The sequence below is a fragment of the Pseudoalteromonas sp. PAST1 genome, from assembly GCF_021532515.1.
Taxonomy (GTDB): domain Bacteria; phylum Pseudomonadota; class Gammaproteobacteria; order Enterobacterales; family Alteromonadaceae; genus Pseudoalteromonas; species Pseudoalteromonas simplex.
This window is the reverse complement of sequence record NZ_JAKGBH010000017.1, coordinates 41,151-63,150: the sequence shown is the minus strand read 5'-3', so window position 1 is coordinate 63,150 and position 22,000 is coordinate 41,151. Positions and strand designations below refer to the sequence as shown.

The 22,000-nt window shown below is 41.4% G+C and carries 23 protein-coding genes; 14 read left to right on the top strand and 9 right to left on the bottom strand.

The annotated features are described in order from the left end of the window. Position 1 precedes the first annotated feature (1 nt). Genes L1272_RS10420 through cyaY form a run of 3 tightly spaced genes read right to left on the bottom strand, consistent with a single transcriptional unit; the run spans position 2 to position 1,887 of the window. Positions 2-889 (bottom strand): DUF2914 domain-containing protein, encoded by an 888-nt coding sequence (locus tag L1272_RS10420; protein ID WP_235373329.1) that lies wholly within the window; start codon positions 887-889, stop codon positions 2-4. A 21-nt stretch (positions 890-910) separates the two neighbouring features. Then, positions 911-1,567, bottom strand: a complete 657-nt coding sequence (locus L1272_RS10415) for an alpha/beta hydrolase (protein WP_235373327.1) — start codon at positions 1,565-1,567, stop codon at positions 911-913. Then, positions 1,564-1,887: an iron donor protein CyaY gene (gene cyaY / locus L1272_RS10410; protein ID WP_054554661.1), complete on the bottom strand. Its 324-nt coding sequence runs from the start codon at positions 1,885-1,887 to the stop codon at positions 1,564-1,566. The genes L1272_RS10415 and cyaY overlap by 4 nt, the downstream gene beginning before the upstream one ends. Positions 1,888-2,035: 148 nt before the next feature. Between cyaY and lptM the strand changes: the two genes are divergently transcribed. The 8 genes from lptM to L1272_RS10370 all read left to right on the top strand — a co-directional run bounded on the left by lptM (position 2,036) and on the right by L1272_RS10370 (position 8,194). After that, entirely contained in the window at positions 2,036-2,215 is a 180-nt protein-coding gene (gene lptM / locus L1272_RS10405; RefSeq protein WP_138598962.1) for an LPS translocon maturation chaperone LptM, read from the top strand. After that, on the top strand, positions 2,216-3,469 hold the full coding sequence (lysA, locus tag L1272_RS10400; protein WP_199529883.1) for a diaminopimelate decarboxylase: 1,254 nt from the start codon (positions 2,216-2,218) through the stop codon (positions 3,467-3,469). Positions 3,470-3,533: 64 nt separating this feature from the next. After that, on the top strand, positions 3,534-4,364 hold the full coding sequence (gene dapF / locus L1272_RS10395; RefSeq protein WP_054554658.1) for a diaminopimelate epimerase: 831 nt from the start codon (positions 3,534-3,536) through the stop codon (positions 4,362-4,364). Continuing rightward, positions 4,361-4,972: a DUF484 family protein gene (locus L1272_RS10390; protein ID WP_063700662.1), complete on the top strand. Its 612-nt coding sequence runs from the start codon at positions 4,361-4,363 to the stop codon at positions 4,970-4,972. Before dapF ends, L1272_RS10390 begins: the two co-directional genes overlap by 4 nt. After that, positions 4,969-5,922: a tyrosine recombinase XerC gene (locus L1272_RS10385; protein WP_119854057.1), complete on the top strand. Its 954-nt coding sequence runs from the start codon at positions 4,969-4,971 to the stop codon at positions 5,920-5,922. The genes L1272_RS10390 and L1272_RS10385 overlap by 4 nt, the downstream gene beginning before the upstream one ends. 12 nt (positions 5,923-5,934) lie before the next feature. Further along, on the top strand, positions 5,935-6,645 hold the full coding sequence (locus L1272_RS10380) for an HAD-IA family hydrolase (RefSeq protein ID WP_235373325.1): 711 nt from the start codon (positions 5,935-5,937) through the stop codon (positions 6,643-6,645). 67 nt (positions 6,646-6,712) lie between these two features. After that, the gene (locus L1272_RS10375; protein WP_235373323.1) at positions 6,713-7,825 is read left to right on the top strand and encodes a retropepsin-like aspartic protease family protein; all 1,113 of its coding nucleotides are present in this window, start codon (positions 6,713-6,715) and stop codon (positions 7,823-7,825) included. 9 nt (positions 7,826-7,834) lie between these two features. Next, complete coding sequence (locus tag L1272_RS10370; protein ID WP_138618766.1) at positions 7,835-8,194, top strand: HopJ type III effector protein; 360 nt, start codon at positions 7,835-7,837, stop codon at positions 8,192-8,194. A 14-nt stretch (positions 8,195-8,208) separates the two neighbouring features. On the opposite strand, the gene L1272_RS10365 is transcribed toward L1272_RS10370, so the two are convergent. Together L1272_RS10365 and L1272_RS10360 are read right to left on the bottom strand one after the other, a co-directional pair. Continuing rightward, on the bottom strand, positions 8,209-8,616 hold the full coding sequence (locus L1272_RS10365; RefSeq protein ID WP_235373322.1) for a GNAT family N-acetyltransferase: 408 nt from the start codon (positions 8,614-8,616) through the stop codon (positions 8,209-8,211). A gap of 27 nt (positions 8,617-8,643) precedes the next feature. Beyond that, on the bottom strand, positions 8,644-8,949 hold the full coding sequence (locus tag L1272_RS10360) for a DUF6482 family protein (RefSeq protein WP_054554651.1): 306 nt from the start codon (positions 8,947-8,949) through the stop codon (positions 8,644-8,646). 80 nt (positions 8,950-9,029) lie between these two features. On the opposite strand from L1272_RS10360, the gene L1272_RS10355 reads away from it, so the two are divergent. From L1272_RS10355 to L1272_RS10345, 3 genes are all read left to right on the top strand, one after another. After that, the gene (locus L1272_RS10355; protein WP_187490998.1) at positions 9,030-9,716 is read left to right on the top strand and encodes a pseudouridine synthase; all 687 of its coding nucleotides are present in this window, start codon (positions 9,030-9,032) and stop codon (positions 9,714-9,716) included. A gap of 68 nt (positions 9,717-9,784) precedes the next feature. After that, complete coding sequence (locus tag L1272_RS10350; protein WP_054554650.1) at positions 9,785-10,159, top strand: BlaI/MecI/CopY family transcriptional regulator; 375 nt, start codon at positions 9,785-9,787, stop codon at positions 10,157-10,159. 9 nt (positions 10,160-10,168) lie between these two features. Continuing rightward, positions 10,169-11,374, top strand: a complete 1,206-nt coding sequence (locus tag L1272_RS10345) for a M56 family metallopeptidase (RefSeq protein ID WP_187491284.1) — start codon at positions 10,169-10,171, stop codon at positions 11,372-11,374. Between the two features lie 78 nt (positions 11,375-11,452). On the opposite strand, the gene L1272_RS10340 is transcribed toward L1272_RS10345, so the two are convergent. Continuing rightward, on the bottom strand, positions 11,453-11,836 hold the full coding sequence (locus L1272_RS10340) for an MAPEG family protein (RefSeq protein WP_166341435.1): 384 nt from the start codon (positions 11,834-11,836) through the stop codon (positions 11,453-11,455). A 234-nt stretch (positions 11,837-12,070) separates the two neighbouring features. On the opposite strand from L1272_RS10340, the gene L1272_RS10335 reads away from it, so the two are divergent. Next, on the top strand, positions 12,071-12,949 hold the full coding sequence (locus L1272_RS10335) for a DMT family transporter (protein ID WP_138598955.1): 879 nt from the start codon (positions 12,071-12,073) through the stop codon (positions 12,947-12,949). Between the two features lie 40 nt (positions 12,950-12,989). Here the strand turns inward: L1272_RS10335 and L1272_RS10330 are convergent, their stop codons facing one another. Beyond that, positions 12,990-13,307, bottom strand: a complete 318-nt coding sequence (locus L1272_RS10330; RefSeq protein WP_054554646.1) for a DMT family transporter — start codon at positions 13,305-13,307, stop codon at positions 12,990-12,992. Continuing rightward, positions 13,307-14,839 (bottom strand): carbon-nitrogen hydrolase family protein, encoded by a 1,533-nt coding sequence (locus tag L1272_RS10325; protein ID WP_166341431.1) that lies wholly within the window; start codon positions 14,837-14,839, stop codon positions 13,307-13,309. The genes L1272_RS10330 and L1272_RS10325 overlap by 1 nt, the downstream gene beginning before the upstream one ends. 243 nt (positions 14,840-15,082) lie before the next feature. Here L1272_RS10325 and L1272_RS10320 point away from each other — a divergent pair, with 243 nt between their 5' ends. Further along, complete coding sequence (locus L1272_RS10320) at positions 15,083-16,174, top strand: GGDEF domain-containing protein (protein ID WP_235373320.1); 1,092 nt, start codon at positions 15,083-15,085, stop codon at positions 16,172-16,174. On the opposite strand, the gene L1272_RS10315 is transcribed toward L1272_RS10320, so the two are convergent. Continuing rightward, a complete protein-coding gene (locus L1272_RS10315) occupies positions 16,171-18,453 on the bottom strand; it encodes a penicillin acylase family protein (RefSeq protein ID WP_235373319.1) in 2,283 nt (760 codons plus the stop codon). The genes L1272_RS10320 and L1272_RS10315 overlap by 4 nt on opposite strands. Before the next feature lie 178 nt (positions 18,454-18,631). Between L1272_RS10315 and L1272_RS10310 the strand changes: the two genes are divergently transcribed. Beyond that, positions 18,632-21,997, top strand: coding sequence for an ATP-binding protein (locus L1272_RS10310; protein ID WP_235373317.1), 3,366 nt, complete (start codon positions 18,632-18,634; stop codon positions 21,995-21,997). The last annotated feature ends 3 nt before the right edge of the window (positions 21,998-22,000 follow it).

Sequence of the window (22,000 nt, the reverse complement as noted above, 5' to 3'; positions counted from 1 at the left end):
ATTACTCAGCTAAAATTCTAAATTCTTTTTGGGCCAGTAAGTTGCCATCTGCGTCAATAACTTCAACACGCCAATCACCCAGTTGCTCTGGCATGATGTTTTTCGTTGAATAAGTACGAAATCGCGGACTACTTACGGCCAATTCAATCGAAGCAAGCTGTTGGTCTTGGTAATACCATTGGTGACGAACAGTTTGTCCCTGCATATTTCTAAGCTCGCTAAAAAAGCTCAGGCTACTGCTAATTTGCGCTAATTTTACATCGTTTTTTAAAACGTTTACTGGTTCTCGATCAACAACATCGGTAGTTAATACTGCGCGGCTTACTTTATCTGTGTCTATTTTTGCGCCAATTGCAACACTGGCAATATGTGCTGACCGTGAAAACTGCTGCTGAGCATCAGGTGCTGCTGCATTTTCAACTTGCTGTTCAGTTTGTGATGCTTCTTCATCAGGAATAACGGCTAATGTTTCAGGTTGTTGCTCATCAATAACCTCTTCACTGTCGATCTCAGCCTCTACTGATGTAACGTCAGGTTCTACAATGTTTGAGCTCACGACCTCTGCTTTAGCTGTTTCTGTGTTATCAGCCAGCGGTGTTTGCTCATTCATTGGCGGTGCGACGATTTCTTTTGGCTCTTCTTGCTCAGCGTCATTCAAAGGCGCTTGTAGCTCAGCATTTGCAAACTCTGATTGCGGCTCATCTTGCGGTGATTGCTCTGCATTTACAGCGCCAATAAAGCTATACACTAATATAGCCAGCGCAACTAAGATAACACTGCTAACCATAAAGATGCGTCGCCAATGCCATTGATAAGTCACTGCCGTCGGCGCTGAATTAACTGGTTCAACGGTATTCATATTTGCTGTAATTACAAGTTTCTTTGTCATGTTGGCCTCTAAAACCAAAAATTAACTCAAGCGAGCAATTAACCACTCTCGAATAGCCATCAGTTCTTCACCACAAACTTGGTGCGCCATCGGATAGTCTTGCCAGCTTACTTCCATGTTATTTGCGCTAAGCACGTCAAATGCTTGTCTGCCTGCGCTATGCGGTACCACATCGTCAAATCGACCATGTGCCATAAAAATGTTTAACCCCTGCTGCTTGGCTTCATTGGCAAATTTTGCAGGCACACACATGTAGGTTGAAAGTGCCATTACACCCGCTAATTTAAAATCTAGACGTGGCGCTAAGTGCAGCGATACCACACCCCCTTGCGAAAAACCGGCAAGAATAATTTTGTTAGGAGCGATACCTTTTGCAATTTCTTGGTCAATAATTGCAGCCACTTTTGCAGCAGATTCACGCACTCCTTGCTCATCAGCACGCTTATCTAAATCCATCGATTTAATATCGTACCAAGAGCGCATTGCCATACCACCATTTAAGGTGACCGGTTGCACTGGCGCATGTGGAAACACAAAACGCACACCAAGCTCTTTTGGTAGAGCAAGTTGCGGTGCAACTGGGGCAAAACCATCACCTGAATCACCTAAACCATGTAGCCAGATAACCGTTGCTTTGTGATCACCTTGCGCTGGATATTCAACAAACTCTAAACTCATAGTTCAGAACGCCATTCAATTGTTTGACCTGCTTGGCGAGTTGCCGCATCACACATAAATTGCCAAAACTCTGCACCTGAGCGGTTATCAATCCACTTATCGTCGCGTAGTTCAAAATGGTGACCGTTAAATTTAGTCGCTACCCAAACTTGGTGTAATGGTGCTTGCTTGTTGATCACTATTTTACTGCGATCAGGAAAGATGATTTCTAAAATACCTGACGCTGATTCATAGTCTAAATCGGCATCACATTCATCGATTTGCTCTTCAATAGTTAGCATTAATGCATCGGCTAGTGTGTGGTATTCATGATCAGTCATTTTAGTGTCCTTTAACTGGCTTTAAGCCTAGATCTGGGGGCAGATTGTGTACATCAAGTGTAACAGGAATAAATTCATCCGCGAATAGCTGCATTTTTTAAATATTCTGTTACTCTGCGATTATAAAGCCAGCAACCGTATTAATCTAATGAAAGAGACTCATAGCCAAAAATTAAAAACCATTTTACCTCTAAGCGCCCTTCTAGTAACCCTAGCAGGTTGCGGACAAAGTGGTGCTCTTTATCTGCCAGATGATACTAAGCCGCCTGCAAAGTCTCAGCCACAAGCTGATCCATCCGAACAACCAGAGCAAAAACAGGACCAATAGATGGACTTTTTTAACTACAATAATAATCAGCTGTTCGCTGAAGACATCGCTGTCAAAGAGCTTGCCGAACAATATGGTACGCCTTGTTATATCTATTCTCGCAAAACCTTTGAACGTCATTATTTAGCATTTGCAGACGCTGCTAAGTCACATAATAGCTTGGTGTGCTATGCCGTAAAAGCCAACTCAAATATTGCCGTGCTGAATATTTTAGCGCGACTTGGCTCAGGTTTTGACATCGTTTCAAAAGGTGAGCTTGCACGCGTTATCCAAGCAGGCGGAGACGCAAGTAAGGTTGTGTTTTCTGGCGTTGCAAAAACCGCTGACGAAATTACTTATGCACTTGAATTGGGGATCAAGTGTTTTAACGTTGAGTCAGTGGCTGAGCTTGAACGAATTTCAAAAGTGGCAACGGATCTTAACTTAGTGGCACCGATTTCGATTCGCGTAAACCCAGATATAGATGCAAAAACGCACCCTTATATCTCAACCGGTTTAAAAGAGAATAAGTTTGGTATTGATATTCAAACTGCAGTGACTGTGTATCAACATGCAGCATCACTACCCGGTTTAAAAATTACCGGTGTAGATTGCCACATCGGTTCGCAGCTAACGGAAATAAAACCTTTCTTAGCAGCACTTGAAAAAGTACTGACTCTTATCGAAGAGTTAAAAGCGGTTGGCATCAAGCTAACTCACCTAGATATCGGTGGTGGTCTTGGCGTGCCTTATAATGGCGAAACGCCTCCTCATCCAAGCGAGTATGTTGATAAAATTACCGCTCGATTAGCAGACTACCAAGATTTAGAACTTATTTTTGAACCTGGTCGTGCGATTGCAGCCAACGCAGGTATTTTAGTTACTAAAGTTGAGTTTATTAAACAAAACCAAGATAAGTTCTTTGCTATTGTTGATGCTGGCATGAACGATATGTTGCGTCCATCGCTGTATCAAGCTTGGCAAAGTATTGTGCCAGTTGAACCTCGCGCAGATGATACACCTACTCACAACTACGATATTGTCGGCCCAGTTTGTGAAACCGGCGACTTTTTAGGCAAAGACCGTGAGCTTGCACTTCAAGCCGGTGACCTATTAGCGCAGCGCAGCGCTGGCGCGTATGGTTTTACCATGAGCTCAAATTACAACTCACGCCCGCGTGTTGCAGAGATTATGGTGGATGGTCAGCAAAGCCATTTAATTCGCCAACGCGAAACCTTAGAAAGCCTTTGGCAAGGTGAGAAAATTTTACCATAAACGTTTTTATAACCGCCCTGCTCTGTGGCATGATTAGCTCAGAGCAAACCCGAATTAGAGCGTTATGTTAGTTAATTTTTCAAAAATGCACGGCCTAGGTAATGACTTTGTCGTTATTGATAACATTACTCAAAATGTTTTTTTATCACGTGATCAAATAAAGAAGCTGGCAGATCGCCATTTCGGCATTGGCTTCGATCAACTGCTTATGGTTGAAGCCCCTTACTCGCCTGATCTCGATTTTCATTATCGAATTTTCAATGCCGATGGTAACGAAGTTGAACAATGCGGCAACGGCGCGCGCTGTTTCGCCCGCTTTGTACGTATGAAGGGCCTGACCAATAAGCATAAAATTTCGGTTTCAACAAAATCTGGTAACCTCACGCTTTATATAGAGAAAGATGGCCAAGTAACGGTAAATATGGGCCACCCTAATTTTGAACCGAACAAAATTCCATTAAAAGCCAGCAAGCGTGAGCTGACCTATATTCTTCGCACTGAAGAACACACAGTATTTAGTGGCGCAGTGTCGATGGGTAACCCACATTGCGTGTTAGAAGTTGATGACATTCATACCGCAGAAGTCACCACCTTAGGCCCACTCCTTGAAAATCATGAGCGTTTTCCACAACGTGCAAATGTTGGTTTTATGCAGGTAATTTCGCAAGATCACATTAAACTAAGAGTGTGGGAACGTGGCGTTAGTGAAACCTTAGCCTGTGGTACAGGTGCTTGTGCTGCGGTCGTGGTTGGACAAATTCAAAGTAAACTTGCTAATACCGTACAAGTTGACTTACCCGGCGGCAGTTTACAAGTACGTTGGCAAGGCGAAGGCCACCCTGTACGAATGACAGGCCCTGCTGAGCATGTTTTTGATGGACAAGTGGCACTATGAGCAAACTAACAGAACAACAAATTGCTGAATATTTAAAAGCACACCCTGATTTTTTTATTAAAAACCCTGATGTGCTCGCTGAAGTTGAACTACAACAGCAAACGGCTGGAGCAACGTCTTTGGTACATATTCAACAGCGCCAATTACGTGAACACAATACGTTATTAAAAAATAAGATTGAGCAGCTCGTTGAACAAGCAAAAGAAAACGAGTTAATTTACCGCTTATTTAGCGACTGTCATCGTCAGTTATGGACTAACTACGACTTTACGACACTGGCTAGCAATTTGCGCAATATTATCTGCACTAATCCATCCATTAACGAATGCCACTTAGTTAAGTACGATAAAAAGTTTGATGAATTAATTGCTCATCGCCTGCAAAACGACGGCATTTACTTGGGTCGAGTAAGCCAACAAGAAAGAGACTTACTGTTTTCAGACACGACTCAATCGACTGCCTTATATTTAATTGGTAACACAAAACACCCTGTGGCTATTTTGGCGTTTGGTAGTGATGACGTAAATCACTTCGAACCGGCAAAAGACAGCTTTTTTGTCCTTGAGTTTGTTCGCTCATTACAACTGCGCTTATTGGAACTTGCATGAGCGATGTGACGACGCCAGACATTGATGAATTAAGTGATGCTTGGCGAACACCAATCCAACTATTTGCAGACTACTTACGCTACGAAAAACAATACTCAGCGCACACAGTAAACCAATACACGAGCCAGCTAGGCTTCGCAGCTTTGTACTTTAGTAAACTATGTGAAGACTGGTTTGCTGTTCAAGGTGAGCATATTCGCCGTTACAGCATGCAAATGCGCAGCAAACAATTGAGTGGTCGCACAATCAGTTTAAAACTGAGTTGTATTCGCAGTTTATATAAATTCTTAAAAGCCAAAAATATAGCCAGTCAGGCATATTATCACAATCCGGCAGAGGCCATTAAAGGGCCAAAATTTTCCAAGCCTTTACCCAAAAATTTAGACGTAGATCAAATGGCTAAGCTACTAGAACTGCCAGATGATGAGCCTTTAGCTATTCGTGACAAAGCTATGATGGAATTAATGTACTCTTCGGGTCTGCGCATTAGCGAGTTAGTTGGCGCTAACATACAAGATATAAACCCGACTGAAGGCGAAATTTTAGTCCGTGGTAAAGGTAACAAAGAACGCTTATTACCTGTAGGCAGCAAAGCGCTCAGTGCATTAAAAGCATGGCTGAAAATTCGCCCTCAATTTGCACATCCTGATGAAATAGCCGTGTTTGTTAGCAGCCAAAAAAAGCGAATTTCCGTACGCCAAGTTCGCTTACGGATGCAAGAATGGGGCATTAAGCAAGGGATCAGCTCACAAGTGCATCCGCATAAATTGCGTCACTCATTTGCATCACATATTTTAGAATCATCAGGGGATCTGCGTGCCGTACAAGAACTGTTAGGACACAGTAGTTTGTCTGCAACTCAAGTTTATACGCATTTAGATTTTCAGCATTTAGCTAAAGTGTACGATAACACCCATCCACGCGCTAAAAAGCGCTCAACATCAGAGTAAACCCTTGTCATTATGATCCGATTTAACCGTGCCCTATCGCCAGTTTCTGTTTTAAGTTTTGATTTAGACGACACACTTTACAACAACCATCCGATCATAAAATCAGCCTTGCAAGCACAAGCTGATTACCTCGAGGCATTAGACCAATGGCCAGCCGATAGCATGAGCTACTGGTTAACATGCCGCGATAAAGCTTTAAAACATGATGCGACTTTAATTGATGACGTTACGCGCTGGCGACAAGCAGCATTACACTATGCCATGACCGATCTGGGTTTTTCAGCAGAGCAAGCTCAGTTGCATGCCGAAAATGCTTATCAGGCATTCGCTGATGCCCGCAGTCAAATAACCGTTACTGATGAAGTACTTGAATTACTTACTAATCTCAGTAAACACTACCGCCTCATCGCCATCACCAATGGTAATGTCGAAGTAGAAAAGTTTAACCTTAATGGTGTATTTGAGTTAGTTTTACAAGCAGGCCCACACGGAAAAGCGAAGCCGCACATCGCCTTGTTTGATAGCGCAGCAAAGCAGTTAGAGGTTAATCATAAAGAAATTTTGCACATTGGCGATAGCCTAGATACTGATGTACAAGGTGCCAATAATGCTGGCTGCCAAAGCGTTTGGCTTAATAACCAAGCAACGCAATATCGTTATCAAGGATTAGCAGATATTGAGATCAGTAATATCATGGCGCTCAATCATTTAGTTAAAAAGTAACGACTTTAAAAAATGTGTTTTATGCTGAGTAAGTAAATAACAAAGATTAAATGATTGGGCAAAACGGATGAATGCTTTTCTTAAATTAATATTGCTATGCTCTCTTAGCTTAAACGGATACTTTATTTGGCAACTGTTTAACCCCGCGAAGCCAAAACAAATTGAGACTGTAGCAACCACTCCCATAGTCAAGAAAAGCGCGGTTTTACCAGCCCACTTTCAACAAGCTGTTGCGCTATTTAGCAACCAATTATTCGACAAAGCGGTGGCCGAGTACACCCAATTGCTTGTTAATGAACCTCACTATGCAAGGCAACTTAAACAAATTTGGCAACAACAACTTGAGACATGGCTTTCCCATCAAAAATTCACCTTAAGTGAGCAATTTTTAACGGCTTTTTTAAATAGTCACCCTTACGATGTCACCATGCTTGAACTTGAGGCAAAGCGTTTAATAGCACAAGGTGATACCCAACAAGGTATTATCAATTTACTGGCGCTTAGCAACCAGTTAGACAGCAATGATAAGCAACAACTTAACAAACAAATAGACGAGCTAAGCAAATCCTATATTGATGAACTTATTGCAACGCAACAATGGCAAGCCCTACTTAATATTAGTCAACAATGGCTTGATTACGCGCCTGGCAACGCGCATTACTTATATAACAATGCATTAGCTAACTACCATTTAGAAGATTATGTCGCGAGCCAAATAACCCTAGATCAACTACCCGAAGATCATGACTATAAACAACAGGCTGAGCAATTACATCAGTTGATTCAACAAGCCCTCGCAGGTGTTGAAATTATAAAATTAACTGCTCGAGGTTCGCACTATTTGGTGAACAGTATTATCAACGATGATATCGAAACCGAGCTGATGATCGACACCGGCGCTAGCTTTACTGTAATTAACCAAACATTATTAAACTCGCTTAACACCCCAGCCAATTACCTTGGCACCTTACAAGTAAACACAGCTAATGGAATTGTTGAAGCAGAGCGTTATCAGCTCGAGTCGTTTCAAGTCGGTCAACAACGTATTCGTAATTTTGAAGTGCTGGTAATAGAAAATCATGCCGGGTATGGTTTACTAGGTATGAACTTTTTAGAGAATTTTGAGTTTAATATCAATCAGCAAGTGAATGAGTTAGAGTTGATAAAGAACAATTTTTAAGGACAAGCAATGACTCTTAACGAATTTCTTTCGAAATTAGCAAGCACACCGCAGCAAATTGAGTTTACCGATACCATGGCGGTCATAGACAACAATTATGACTTTACCCCAAGTGGTTTTAACAATCATGGCCTGCTAAGCGCGGCAAATGAAAATAATGGCTCGTGTAAAATTTTTGCCTTTGCTAAGCTAAATCAATTGAGTAAACAAAACACCCTAGATTGCTTTGGCGCGTTTTATCGTGATGACGTATTACACAATCCTGAAGGGCAAGACCACATGAACATCCGCACCTTTATGCTTGCCCCAGAAGCGACCCCTTTCTTAGGTGTTACTTTTACCGAGCAAGACGTGCTTAAAGCGAAGTGAGTAAAAGTTGATATTTAAAGGCTTTTTTCCATAAAATAACGGCAGCCGTCGAGTGGGTAGTTACGCATTTCATATTTAACTAGGTAGCCGTTGTTTTCGTAAAAGGGTTTAGCTTGGAAATCGAGCGTATCAAGTTGAGCAGTGCTTGCACCAAGTGCTTTAGCTTTGCTCTCTAATTCATTTAGTAATCGTGTCGCAAGTCCTTTACCACGCATATTGTCATCACACCAAAGCCAACTGATAAGCAGCCAATTGCCAAATACCTGACCATGAATACCAGCAACCACACTGTTTTGTTTATTAACGAACTTAAAACCAACGGGAATACGCTCGGCATTAAAATACGCGGCGTTGAAAGCCACAATATGTTCTCTAAGCTGGTTGTTTAAATCAGCTGAGTCATCACTTTTTAATTGATACATATACTCAGTATACGCTTATATCGTTAATCAGTATAAGTGGTTCTTACCATAGGGTACTTCAAGCATGTTGCTGGCCAGCTTTTCGGGCTGACCACACATCTCATCATAAGCACTAGTGTGGCGTAAAACCATATCACCATAACTTAGGTGATCGAGGCGCTTTTGAATGTGCAACGGGCTAATATCACGAATAAACTCACCTTGCTCATCAGTAACATAATACTCAACGTTATTGATCAGCACAGACACCTGATACAGCGCCATTTCTAATGAATGAAGGATAACCTTTTGCAGTGGTTGGTGAGCTGCAAGCTCTGATAATTTGATAGGCATGTGCATTCCTCTTTGGTGGTGGAACTATTCATACGTGATTTTGATATACTGTGATCAAATTAATTGTACAAAAATCACTCATGCCAGAAAAAGTACGACTTGCTAAATTTATTGCCCATGCGGGTGTTTGCTCTCGAAAGCAAGCATCGCGCTTGATAGATCAAGGTGAGGTAACAGTAAATGGCCGTGCCGCAAATCATATAGATCATGTTGATGAGCACGATGATGTGATTGTACTTGGCGAAAAAATTTTAGCTAAGGCACCACTCACCTACTTTGCTTATCACAAGCCTGTTGGTATAGATTGCAAATTAAATGCTGATGACCCAACAAGCCTTATTCATAGCCTGCCTAAAACCACTCGCGTTTACCCAATTGGCCGGCTCGACAAAGACTCCCGAGGTTTGTTGATTTTGACCAATGACGGTGAGTTTTGTAATCAACTGATCCACCCTGATTACCACCAACCCAAACGCTATTTAGTCACCGTTGATAAGTCCCTTGATAGCGATTTTTGTAAAAAAATGGCGGGCGGTGTGCCTGTCGATAAACAAATAACCCTCCCTTGCACGGTGACTCAAGTCAGCGAAACACAGTTTTGCATCGTCTTAAAACAAGGTTTAAATCGGCAAATACGTAAAATGGCTCGTTTTTGTGGCTACAAAGTCATCGACCTTTACCGCACAGATATCGCAAAACTGTCACTCACCACGCTGAATTTGCCCGAAGGGCAGATAGTCAGTATCAAAAAAAGTGACATTCTCTAACAAAAAAGTTTGCATTAATTGATTACACGTGTAATCTTTAATTAAAGATTACATCTGTAGGCATAAAAATGATTGAACTTTCTAAAGCTGAATTCGAAGTATTAGATGCAGTATGGCTTGGCTACCCAGCCACAGCTAGTGAAGTAATTGCGCGTTTAAGTGACGATAAAGAATGGCACGAAAAAACCATTAAAACGCTACTAAGCCGTTTAGTTAAAAAAGGCGCTCTTAGCTTCGAGAAACAAGGCCGCCAATATAACTACACCCCTTGCATCGCCCGTGAAGAATACACATTAAAAGAAAGCCAAAGCTTTATTGAACGTTTCTTTAATGGCCGTATTGCGCCACTGGTGAGTGGCTTTGCTAAATCAGAGCAACTCTCGCAACATGATATTGATGAGCTGAAAAAGGTCATTGATGATTGGGAAAAACAGCAAAAATAAGGCGTTGTTATGTTAGATGTATTTTTTAATTGGCTGTTAGATCAACAACTTTTGATCTCATCTGCAATTATGTTTTTATTGCTGTTAGAGCGAAAGTTACTAAGCCAGCTATCGGCACGCTTGGTTTATACACTCTGGGCGCTTTTACCAATTAGTTTATTGTTAGCGAACCTACCAGAGCACTTAAAGCCAATTCAAAACGACTTTATCAGTAAGCTGACTATCACGCCAAACACAGCAATAATGCCGCAGTTTACGCTCACTTGGTTTGCTATTTATGGCTTTATTAGTGCCGCACTGCTGATCACTGCCGTATATTTTCATTACCGTTTTCTAGCAAAACTGCAGTTAGCGCCAATTACGCTTGATCATCACAGCAATCAAAGTATGCGCTTATACCAAAGCAACCAAGTGAGCTCACCTATGGTTGTAGGGGTTTTAAATACCAAGCTAGTGCTGCCTACAAACTATCAAAGTCACTACGATAACCATGCTTTAGCGCTTATTTTAGAGCATGAATCAGTGCACATTAAACGCAAAGACAACCTAATTAATGCCATCGCTTTAAGTGCCACTATTTTGTTGTGGTTTAACCCTGTCGCTTGGCTTGGTTATGCAAGTCTGCGCCGTATTCAAGAGCTTTCATGTGATGAGCAAGTACTCAAAAATAAATCAACTGAACAACGAATTTTATACAGTAAGGCATTAGTGCACTGTGCAAGCTTTAGCAGAACAGGCTTAATGGCTTATTCACAATACGGAGATAAAAACACCATGTTACAACGTCTAAACCAAATAAAGCAGATCGACAACAGCTCATTTATCGCAAAAACAGCGTTAGTTATTTTTACAGCGGGCATGCTTAGCAGCTTTGCGATTGCAAAACAGCCGATGTCAGTTGAAAAGACAAAAGACTATCAAGCGGTTATGCGTGTAGAGCCGATATACCCTATTCAAGCTGCAGAGCAAGGTATTAGCGGTTCAGTCGTTTTGAAATACGATATTTTACCAAGCGGCGCCACCAGCAATGTAAGTGTGGTAAGTGCAGAGCCTGAAGGTGTTTTCAATCGAGAAGCGAAAAGAGCCTTAAAAAAATGGCAGTATGCGCCGTCTGAATCCGGCTTTAAAAACGCATTAGTACAACTCGATTTCGCCTTAGACGAAAACTACCAAGCAAAGGATTTAATAGAGAAAATTAAAGTTAGCTCTAAGTAAAAGCAATCACTTAAGACCCTAAAGCAAGCGCCTTATTTAAGCCGCTTGCTTTGTGGTTTTTGACTACTAGCTCTATCGCTAAAGACAAAGAGCAATCATAGCCACAGCACAAACATAGCCAACAAGCCAAACTAATGAACGTAAAATATCCTGGTTTATGTAGTAGAAAATACAATACAACACACGGGCAATAACATGCACAATCGCAAGGGTCTCAGTTACCTGATAGACATTATTGCTACCTATTACGACTGCCAGAGCGACAGCAAAAATAATCAGCGATTCAAAGCTATTTTGATGTGCTGCCAACGCACGAGCACCAAAGCCGGTTAGTTTAGCTTGTTGTTCGCGTGGGTGCTTATTGTCGTAGCCTGACAACTTATTTTGTGCAAAAGCCACAGGCGCTTTGGCCAAATAGGGGATGAGTACTGCGATGAGTGCGCAGATAATCAGTATGGTCATGATATTTCCTTATTTTTTAACTGTTTTAGCTTACCCTAACGCAAACAAAAAAAGCCGCTACATATAACAGCAGCGGCCAGCAATAGCATCATTGTCACTATAGTCTAAAGTCAGCATAAAAGCCCTGCGGCATATTGTCACAGCTGAGTTTTTCTCAAGTTGGTCGATAAGCTGATGCTCTAACACTTTGGTTTTGTTACTCTAAACGCCTATCCTCATTAATTTATTTTCAATATGACTTGGATTTTCTTAACTATTTTTGCGGCATTTATGCAGTCGTGGCGCAACGCTTTGCAAAGCAAACTCAGTGCAACAGTGAGTGTTGCCGGGGTAACGCTTGCTCGCTTTATCGTTGCCAGCCCAATTGCTGCCCTGTATTTATTTGCACTTTATCAATATCAAGACGCCGCACTTCCTGACTTTAATCTGGCTTTTATTGGCTACATTGTTGGCGCCAGTATCGTCCAAATTGTTGCCACAGGTTTAATGGTAAAGCTGTTTAAAATGAATAACTTTGCAGTCGGTGCAGGGCTTGCTAAAAGTGAAGCGCTAATGGCGGCCATTTTAGGTGTCATGTTCTTTGGCTCAGCACTGTCGTTACTGGGCTGGGTTGGCGTATTTATTGGTGCAATTGCGGTACTGCTATTAAGTGGCATCGCGAATGTTAAACACTTTAATTTGGGCACCGCACTGCTTGGGCTTGCTTGCGGCACTTCTTTTGCTCTCTCTTCATCATGGATCCGTGAAGCAAGTTTAAGTTCAGGGCTGACTTTTCCGCATTCTGCAGCTTGGGTGTTAGTGCTGATAATCAGTTTACAAACACTGATGCTATGCGTGTATATTGCATTCAAAGAGCGCGATACTTTTAAGAAAATGTGGCAACACAAAGGCACCACGACCGCTGTTAGTATTTGTAGCTGTTTAGGTTCTATTGGTTGGTTTAGCGCCATGAGCTTGCAGCATGTTGCTTATGTAAAAACACTGGGGCAGATAGAAGTATTTTTTACCATTATGGTATCGATTCTTTGGTTAAAACAGCCGTTAAAACGCCAAGACACGGCGGGGCTTGTGTTAATTGCACTGGCTGCCATTCTTGTAATGCTACCCAATTAGGCTTATTCCTAGTCATTAAAAAAGCGGCTATGCCGCTTTTTTAATGACTAATCTTTAGGGTTATTACACCACTAATTATCAACAGTACTCCGGCAATGCGGCCAAAAGTGGCGGCATCCCCATAAAATAAAATACCAACCAAGAAAGTGCCAGCAGCACCAATACCTGTCCATACTGCATAGGATGTCCCCATCGGTATATCCTTTTGCGCCAACCACAACATAAAGCCACTAGCGACCATAAAGGCGACGGCTATTGCAATGCCTAACCAGCGACTGTCTGCCTGTTGAGACATCTTAAGGCCTACAGGCCAGCCAATTTCTAACAGACCTGCGACAATTAAATACAACCACGCCATTATTGATCTCGCTTTTTCAAAATTACATCATATAAATCTTCACGGCGGTCTTTTAAGTTTCTTACCGTACCTTCACTGTGAAGGATTTTCAGTTTATCCATATCTAAATCACTGAATAACAACATTTCGGTATTCGGTGTTGCTTCATTCAAGGTTGCATCATGCGGGAACGAAAAGTCAGAAGGGGTAAGCACTGCTGATTGCGAATACTGTACGTCTAAGCTTTCTACTTCAGGTAAGTTCCCAACCGAGCCTGCAATCACAACATAACATTCATTTTCGATTGCACGTGCTTGCGCACAATGGCGTACACGTAAGTAACTATTTTTTGTATCTGTCCAAAATGGCACAAACAAAATATCTAACCCTTGTTTAGCGAGAATACGCGACAATTCAGGAAACTCTACATCGTAACAAATTTGAATACCGACACGACCCGCATCGGTTTCAAATACAGCAATTTTATCACCGCCTTGGATCACCCAGTCATTTTGCTCGTGAGGGGTAATATGAATTTTACGCTGCTCATCAATTTTACCGCTACGGTGGCATAAATAGCTAACATTATAAATCTTGTCGTCTTCAGCGAGTGGCATAGAACCGGTGATAATATTGGCATTATATTCAACCGCCATGCGTGACATCGCATCACGGAAGGTTTCTGTGTATTCGGCCAAATAGCGAATCGCTTCCGTTTGATTACTTTGCTCAGTAAGACCCATTAACGGGGCATTGAAAAACTCCGGAAACAGAATAAAGTCACTTTTATAATCTGATACTGTATCAACAAAATACTCCACCTGCTTGAGCAGCTCTTCAACAGACTCAACACAGCGCATTTGCCATTGTACAGCACCGACACGGACAATTGATTTAGTCGACTCAAGTACCGTATCTGTCGGCTCAAACATAATGTTATTCCACTCTAGTAAAGTGGCATAACCAACTGACTCCTGATCTTCAGGAAGGTATTTTTTAAGTAAACGTTTAACTTGGAAATCATTAGATAGCTGAAAGCTTAAAATCGGATCATACAGCTCTTTGTGGTCAACTTTTTCGATGTACTCCATCGGAGACATCTCTGCACTGTGATTGTAATAGCGCGGAATACGTCCACCCGCTAAAATAGCGCGCAAGTTATACTGACGGCACAGCTCTTTACGCGCATCGTATAAGCGACGACCCAGTCGCATCCCTCGGTGAGTTGATGAAATCACCACATCTAAACCATAAAGTGCATCACCTTCAGGATCACTAAATACACGGTCGTGACCATCAACAATATCTTCGTAGGTATGTGGGTTAGAAAAGCGCGCGTAATCAACCTGTACACTCAAGGCGATGCCTACTAAAACACCATCGTCAACAATGCCTATTTGCCCTTCCGGAAACTGGTCTATTAGCCTAAAAATAGTATGGCTTGGCCAAGCACCTCCAAGCCCTGGGTAAGCTTGATCCATGAGGGTCTTTATTTGTGGGTACTGTTCTTTAGTTAGATTACAAATCTCTAAATGCGTTTTTTCCGCCGGCATAACTACTCCTTTTTAGGCACGAAAATATTATCAAGGCAAACGGCAAGCCGATATCAATGATGGTTTGATTAGAGTGGCATTAATTCACAGTCCTGCCAAGCTTAAAGCTTAGCAAAAACGAAGTGAACTGGTGTTTAACCCGATTAAATTAAATGAATTAAAGAAACAGAAATCTCTTTAATTCTTCACAGCCTAAATTTTAATCTATACTAGTTTTTACACCTAGCTGTCTAAGAGGTCCGGTTGCTAAAACATCTCTTAAAACAACCTAAGCAATCAGAGTTACAAGAAATAGAGCATGTTAAGTTTCTTATTATTTTGAAGATTGCTTACTTTGCACTCGCAGTCCACGTTGTGCTAATTCCCGTTTTCGCTCACATTGGTGCAGTTACTTTGGCAATAGTAAATGTTCTAAGTGTGTGTGCATGGGCTGGAGGAATTTTTCTAATCAAACAAGGTTTAACCTCCTTAGCTCTTCGTGTGTTTTGTCTTGAAGTTGTTATTCACTCAACCATTGTTTGTGCAATGCTTGGCTTAGATGCAGGATTTCAATTTTATCTATGGACTGTGTCTTGCCTGTTAATGATCGACTATCAACTAACTCTAAAGCGAGCTTCTTTGTATAGCGTGTTAATGATCATTGCTTTTGCATTGTTGTATGTGTTTTTTTCAAATACAAACTACCCTTTTGCTTACTCTGAACTGCTCCCCCATATTAAAATAATTAATATAATTATTGCTGGCTTACCTATGATTTATGGTATGGGTTTTATTAGAGAGATTACTCTTTCACAACGACTAGAGTTAACGGAAATGGCAGCCCGGGATCCTCTTACAAAACTTTTCAATCGCCGCTTTGCTAAAAAGCTAATTATGAATGCACGCAAAAGTTGCATAAATAATAACACCCCTCTTTGCATGGCCATGGCAGACATCGATCAGTTTAAAAGAATCAATGATAATTACGGGCATGATAAAGGTGATACTATTTTAGTGAATATTTCACGACTCATCAGTGAATTCATGAGCGAGGATGATATTGCAGTTCGTTGGGGCGGAGAAGAGTTTTTACTAATACTTACTCAATCTAATGAACGCCAAGCCTTTGCAAAAATTGAAGCTTTGCGTACAAAAATAGCAGCATTGGAAGCTCACCCTGACTGTCCGGATTTAAAAGTAACTATGAGCTTTGGTTTAATTGAATGGCAACCCCTTACTCCCATAGAAAAAATGCTGCAGTATGCAGATTCAGCGCTGTATGAGAGCAAGCACTCTGGCCGTAATAAGACCACGATAGTGCATGCTCAAAGTACATTTTTTGAAAATGAAGATTAATTAATTGCCTCAATAGTAATGCTATGTGCAATCTCTTGCGGCAATAATGGCGTTAAACCATTACTGACATAATCGTTAAACCCAGCACGATAAAATTCTGACAATGGATGCCCAGATTGCCCACCCGGAATAGCCATAATCGCTTTATCTAAATGCCCTGGTTGAACAATAAAGCGCTGCGAAGCACCAAAACTACGCCCTTGTACTGAAGGCATAAAGGTATCACCAAACCCAGGCGCCGTAGGCATATTCAATAAGCTTTTAAGTACCGGTATTTGCTTGGCAAATGGGTGCTCAATCACTAACTCGTTGACCTTACCCCACTCCCAGCTGTGCGGGTTGTTACCGTACTGCTCGGTTAGTTTAGTGATAACGCGATCAAATGCAGCTAGCATTTGCTGATTCCAGTTTGCATACTCTGGGTTTAACCATGCTTCAGGCTGCGCTTCGATAAGTTGCCAAACAGCAGGCTCTAAGTCTCGTTTTACTGGCTTTAAGCTACTGTTGAGGGCTTTTAGCTTGTTCTCTAATGGACTAAATAAACCATTAATTACTTCACTGCGGTAACGCTTTACTAAGGTATAGCCAATTGAATCGCTACAAGCACACGCCTGCCAATTATTTAGCTCTTTTAAATACAGCGCATATTTATCGCCTGCGTTGCTGAGCTGATTGACCAGCAGTTTATGCCAAGCTGTTAAGAATCGAGCTTCATTATCATGTTGTAAGTCATAAAAATCTTGTTCGTTGAACTGTTGCTTTTCAAATAATCGATCGCGAATTTGTGCCGAGCGAGCCCCCATGGCATAAGCACCATTACCAAAGCGCTGGTCATCCTCTGCGGAAACAACGCGTGAGTTGCCCGTCCATAATCGGCCACTGTCTGGGTTTTTAACAAATGGACGCAGCGTTTCGTTTTCATGCCACGCTGCAGGATACGCTTGCTCAGCCACCGCTAATTGATGGGGCTCTTTACGGGCTGGAACGGCTCCCATATTCTTCCAAGCGGCGTTCCCTTGATCATCAACAACCATCAAGTTTTGGACAGGAATACCCACTTCAGCCGCAAGCGCTAGTGCATCATCAACCGTACTTGCTTGCTCAAGCTTAAGTAATTCCATATCAACCGCATACTCATGGTGAGCAACCCAACTTAGTGCATATGGTTTGCCATTAATTTCTTTTACTGGGCCATATTCACTCATAGTTAAAGCATAATTTTCAATGCTGCCGTCATTGAGTAAGATGGGTTCATCTATCTGCCACGTTTTCTCTTTACTCTCAAGGGCTATCCAATCGGCTGTATCTAGGTAACCATTGGTGAATCCCCACGCTATTTTATTATTGGTGCCAACTACAATTGCTGGAGCGCCAGGTAATGACACACCGGTGATTTGCTGCATTTCACCATTGAGTGGATAATTGAGCTGGGCACGGTACCAAATGATTGGCACAGCAAATGATAAGTGCATATCGTCTGACAACATTGCAGCACCAGTTTCAGTTAACTGCCCAGTAACTGCCCAGTTATTACTACCAAGCTCCTTGCGCTCTGCAATCTCAGTCATAGCCCATTGAGCGTCTTTGAGATTTGGAATACCGCCGTTATAAGGTGCTAATAGGCTGTTATCGAGCGCCGCTTGATAAAGGCTAGGCTGAGTAATAAAGTCGACCATCGCCTTACCGTAGAGATCTTCGATTTCGATCAGTGTTTTGTCGCGTTCAAAGGTAGCCGTTTGCAAATCTAAATACATACTAAAAATGATTAGTAAGCTGTCTTCACTTTGCCAAGGTTTTGCTTCAGCGCCAGTCAGTAAATATTCAAAACTATCGAAACCTACTTGCGCATGACCCTCATTAACCCCATTCGCGTAAGCTTTTAATAGCGCTTTATCTTTTGCTGGTAACTGCGCAACAGCAATCTGACTACGTTTGCGTAACTGATGAAAACGCATTTTTTTATCAAGCCCAACAGCAGCTTTACCAAATAATTCACTAAGCTCACCTGCGGCATTACGGCGCAGTAAATCCATTTGAAAGAATCGGTCCTGACCATGCGCAAAACCAAGAGCATAGGCTACATCTAAACGGTTTTCGGCATGAATAACAGCCTGCCCTAAAGTGTCTCGTTCAATCTTCACTGATTGCGAAATAGCGTCGCTTTTACCCCGGCCATCAAGAGCCGGTAAACTTAGATTTAATACACCATAAACAAGCCCTGTTGCGAGTAACACCACAACGAACAAACCTATTAATAACCATTTGATTATCTTGAACATGCCATTTACCCTTGCGCTAAAGTAACACTGTATTAACCTGCTATATTAACCTGAGTTTTGTGAAAAAATAGTGTTGCTATCCAAATATTTAAATTTAGTTTTCTTGATTAGCTGATGATTGTTAATTGCCTCAGAAATTGTCTATAGTAGGGAAATAGTTTAGAAATCAATCTTTCTCATGCCATTAGCAACTGAAACCGATAATAAAAAACTGCAAAAACTAAAGTTAGCCTTTTGGTTTTCACTTGCGCTAGTTATTGTAATTGGCTTAATCATCGATCAATTAAACTATAGCCGAGAAAAAGATGCATTCCGTGCTCAGGAGATTGCGCGAGTTAGCGCTTACCGTGCAAAGTTAGAGGCGACTCTAATCTCTAATATTCAACTTGTTCGCGGCCTTGCCGTCGCAGTTGCTGCTGAGCCAAATTTAAATCAAAGCCGCTTTTCTCAAATTGCCACGCCATTATTCGAAACCTCTTCAGAATTAAGAAATATCGGCGCTGCACCAAACATGATCATTCAGATGACTTACCCACTAAAAGGAAATGAGAAATCAATTGGTCTCAATTTTCTAGAAAACGCCGCGCAGCGAGACGATGCAATTAAGGCGCGCGATGAAAACAAAATTGTCATGGCAGGCCCCTTAGAACTAGTACAAGGCGGTCAAGCCTTAATAGCTCGCATGCCTATTTTTACACCACCAGAACAGCACTTTTGGGGATTACTTTCTGTCGTACTCGATATTGATAAAGTTTATAACAATTCGGGGCTTCTAGCTTTAAATAAGCACTACGACATAGCGTTACAGGGTCGAAACGGGTCAGGTGCTGAGGGGGAATTTTTCTACGGAAATAGCGCTATTTTAAATGACACACCACTTAATTTTGGCATTAATTTCCCTGGCGGGAATTGGCGTATGTATGCTGTTCCGAAAGCAGGTTGGCATCCACCAAAATCAGCCATTTGGCCGTTACGTATCGCCATAATTATCGTATGTATATTATTTGCGGGTGCTTGTGTGTTCTTTTTAAAAATGCTCGAGCGCCAATACAAAAGCGAGCGAATGCTCGAAACAATGAGTAGCCTAGCAAAAGTAGGTGCGTGGTCATTTAATCTCGAGACCAAAGCTGTTTATTGGTCAGATATGACTAAACAAATCTTTAAGTTGCCACTCAATAAACAACCACAATGGCCAACCAATCTCGACTATTTTAAACCCGGTTACAGCCGTGACAAAATTCGTCACTTAATCGAAAAAGCGATAAAAGAAGGTGAAAGCTTTGAAACTCAAGTGCAAATAATCACAGTATCAGGCGAAGCTATCTGGGTTTTAGCGCATGGCGAATCTGAATATAAGAATGGCCGCTGCATCAAACTATTTGGATCATTACAAAACATAGATGCTCGCAAACGTGTTGAGCTTGAAAACAATAAAATTGCCTTGCACAACGAAATACTTGCCTCATTAACTGTTCACGAAGCCGTCTTAACGGGTAATTTAAACTTATCTAAGCATGTAATTGTAAAAGCGATATGCCAAGCACTAGAGGTTGATCGAGCAAGCATTTGGTTATTTAGCGAAGACCGACAAACGCTTAACTCGTTTGCTAGTCATGATCAAAATCAATCGCGTTTTAGTCGGGCAGTGTCGTTACAGCAAATAGAACACCCTAACTATTTTGATGCCATTAACAATAACGCCGTTATAAATGCGAGTGATGCATATCACCACCCGTTTACCAAGGAGTTAGCTAGCAATTATTTTGATCGCGCTGATATTCGCTCCATGCTTACTGCAATCATTCCGACTGGGAGTAAAAGTATGGGAGTGGTGTGCGCAGAGAACAGCGCATCAAGACGACATTGGAGTAAAAACGAGGAAAGCTTTTTAATTGCAGTTGCGGCACTTATTGGTAGCTTACATGCAAGCCAACAACGTATAGAAACTGAACATCAGCTAGTTCAAGCGAAAAATGCAGCAGAACAAGCAGTAAAAATAAAAGGTGAATTTTTAGCAAGTATGAGCCATGAAATCCGCACCCCGATGAATGGGGTTATTGGCATGCTTAATATCATTAAACAAACAAAATTAGATAAACAACAAAGCCATCATCTTGAATTGGCACAGTCATCAGCAGAGTCATTACTGCATATTATCAATGATATTTTAGACTTTTCAAAAATTGAAGCTGGTAAGCTCGATATCGAAAACGTGAGTTTTAATATATCTAAACTTCTAGGCGACACCATTGAATCATTTGCTATAAAAGCAGAGCAAAACAATACCAAACTGTTACTAGATGCAACTCATATCAAACGTGAATTTATCATAAGCGACCCAAATCGTATTAGGCAAATCATCAATAACCTAATAGGTAATGCAGTTAAATTCACAAAAGACGGTGAGATAGTCGTGATAGCCAAACTTGAAACTGCTGATAACGAGTTATATCTGAATTGCTCTGTTGTTGATAATGGCTTAGGCATAAAACCAGAAAAACAAGCAACTCTTTTTGATTCTTTTACTCAAGCTGATGCTTCAACTACCCGGCAATATGGCGGCACAGGCCTTGGTCTTGCCATTGTTAAACAGCTTTGTACTCTAATGGGCGGCGATGTAAATGTTGTCAGTTCTTATGGAGAAGGCAGCACGTTCAATTTCTCAATTAAAGTAAAATTTGACTACCAAAAGCAACTGCATGAGCCAAGTCACTTAATTGATAAAAAACGCATTTTAATTGCTGACAACTGCAAGCTCAGTAGCAGCATTACTAAAAAACAATTGCAATTATGGGGAGCAAAAGTTGAAGTTATTGGCAATATGCCAAGCTTAATTAACCGTGCGGCCCACTCTCAAGAGCCACCTTGCGATGCAGTTTTTATAGATTACCAACTTTATATGCAAGCAGAACAATCAGAGCAACGAGCGTTCCAAAAATATTATAATAACAATGCATGTAAATGTATTTTAATGGCACCTATGAGCCTAACTGAAGAGCAATCTAAACAAACTTTAGAAGCGCAAAGTATTATATTTAAACCTTTAACCCCTTCAGACTTATTTAACTCTTTGGCTAACGAAAAGTACATTGAACAACAACAAGTAAATAAAGAACAAAGCATCGCTAAAATTTCCATGCCAGCTTCGAGTACATCATCTCGCGTCTTATTAGTCGAAGATAATAAAGTTAACCAAGTGGTTGCTGGCGCCTTACTCAAACAAGCAGGTATTAGTTTTGACATTGCTGAAAATGGTCTTGAGGCAATAACAAAACTAGCAAATAATGAGAATGCCCCTTACGAACTAGTGCTAATGGACTGCCAAATGCCAGAAATGGACGGCTATCAAGCAACAAAGGCAATAAGATTAGGAAAAGCTGGCGAAGCACATCAGAAAGTCAATATTGTTGCACTAACTGCCAATGCAATGCAGGGTGACAAAGAACGCTGTTTAGATGCTGGCATGGATGATTATTTAACAAAACCCCTTAACTTTGACTCATTAAATAAAAAATTAGCAATTTGGCTAAGTGCAGCACATTAAAGA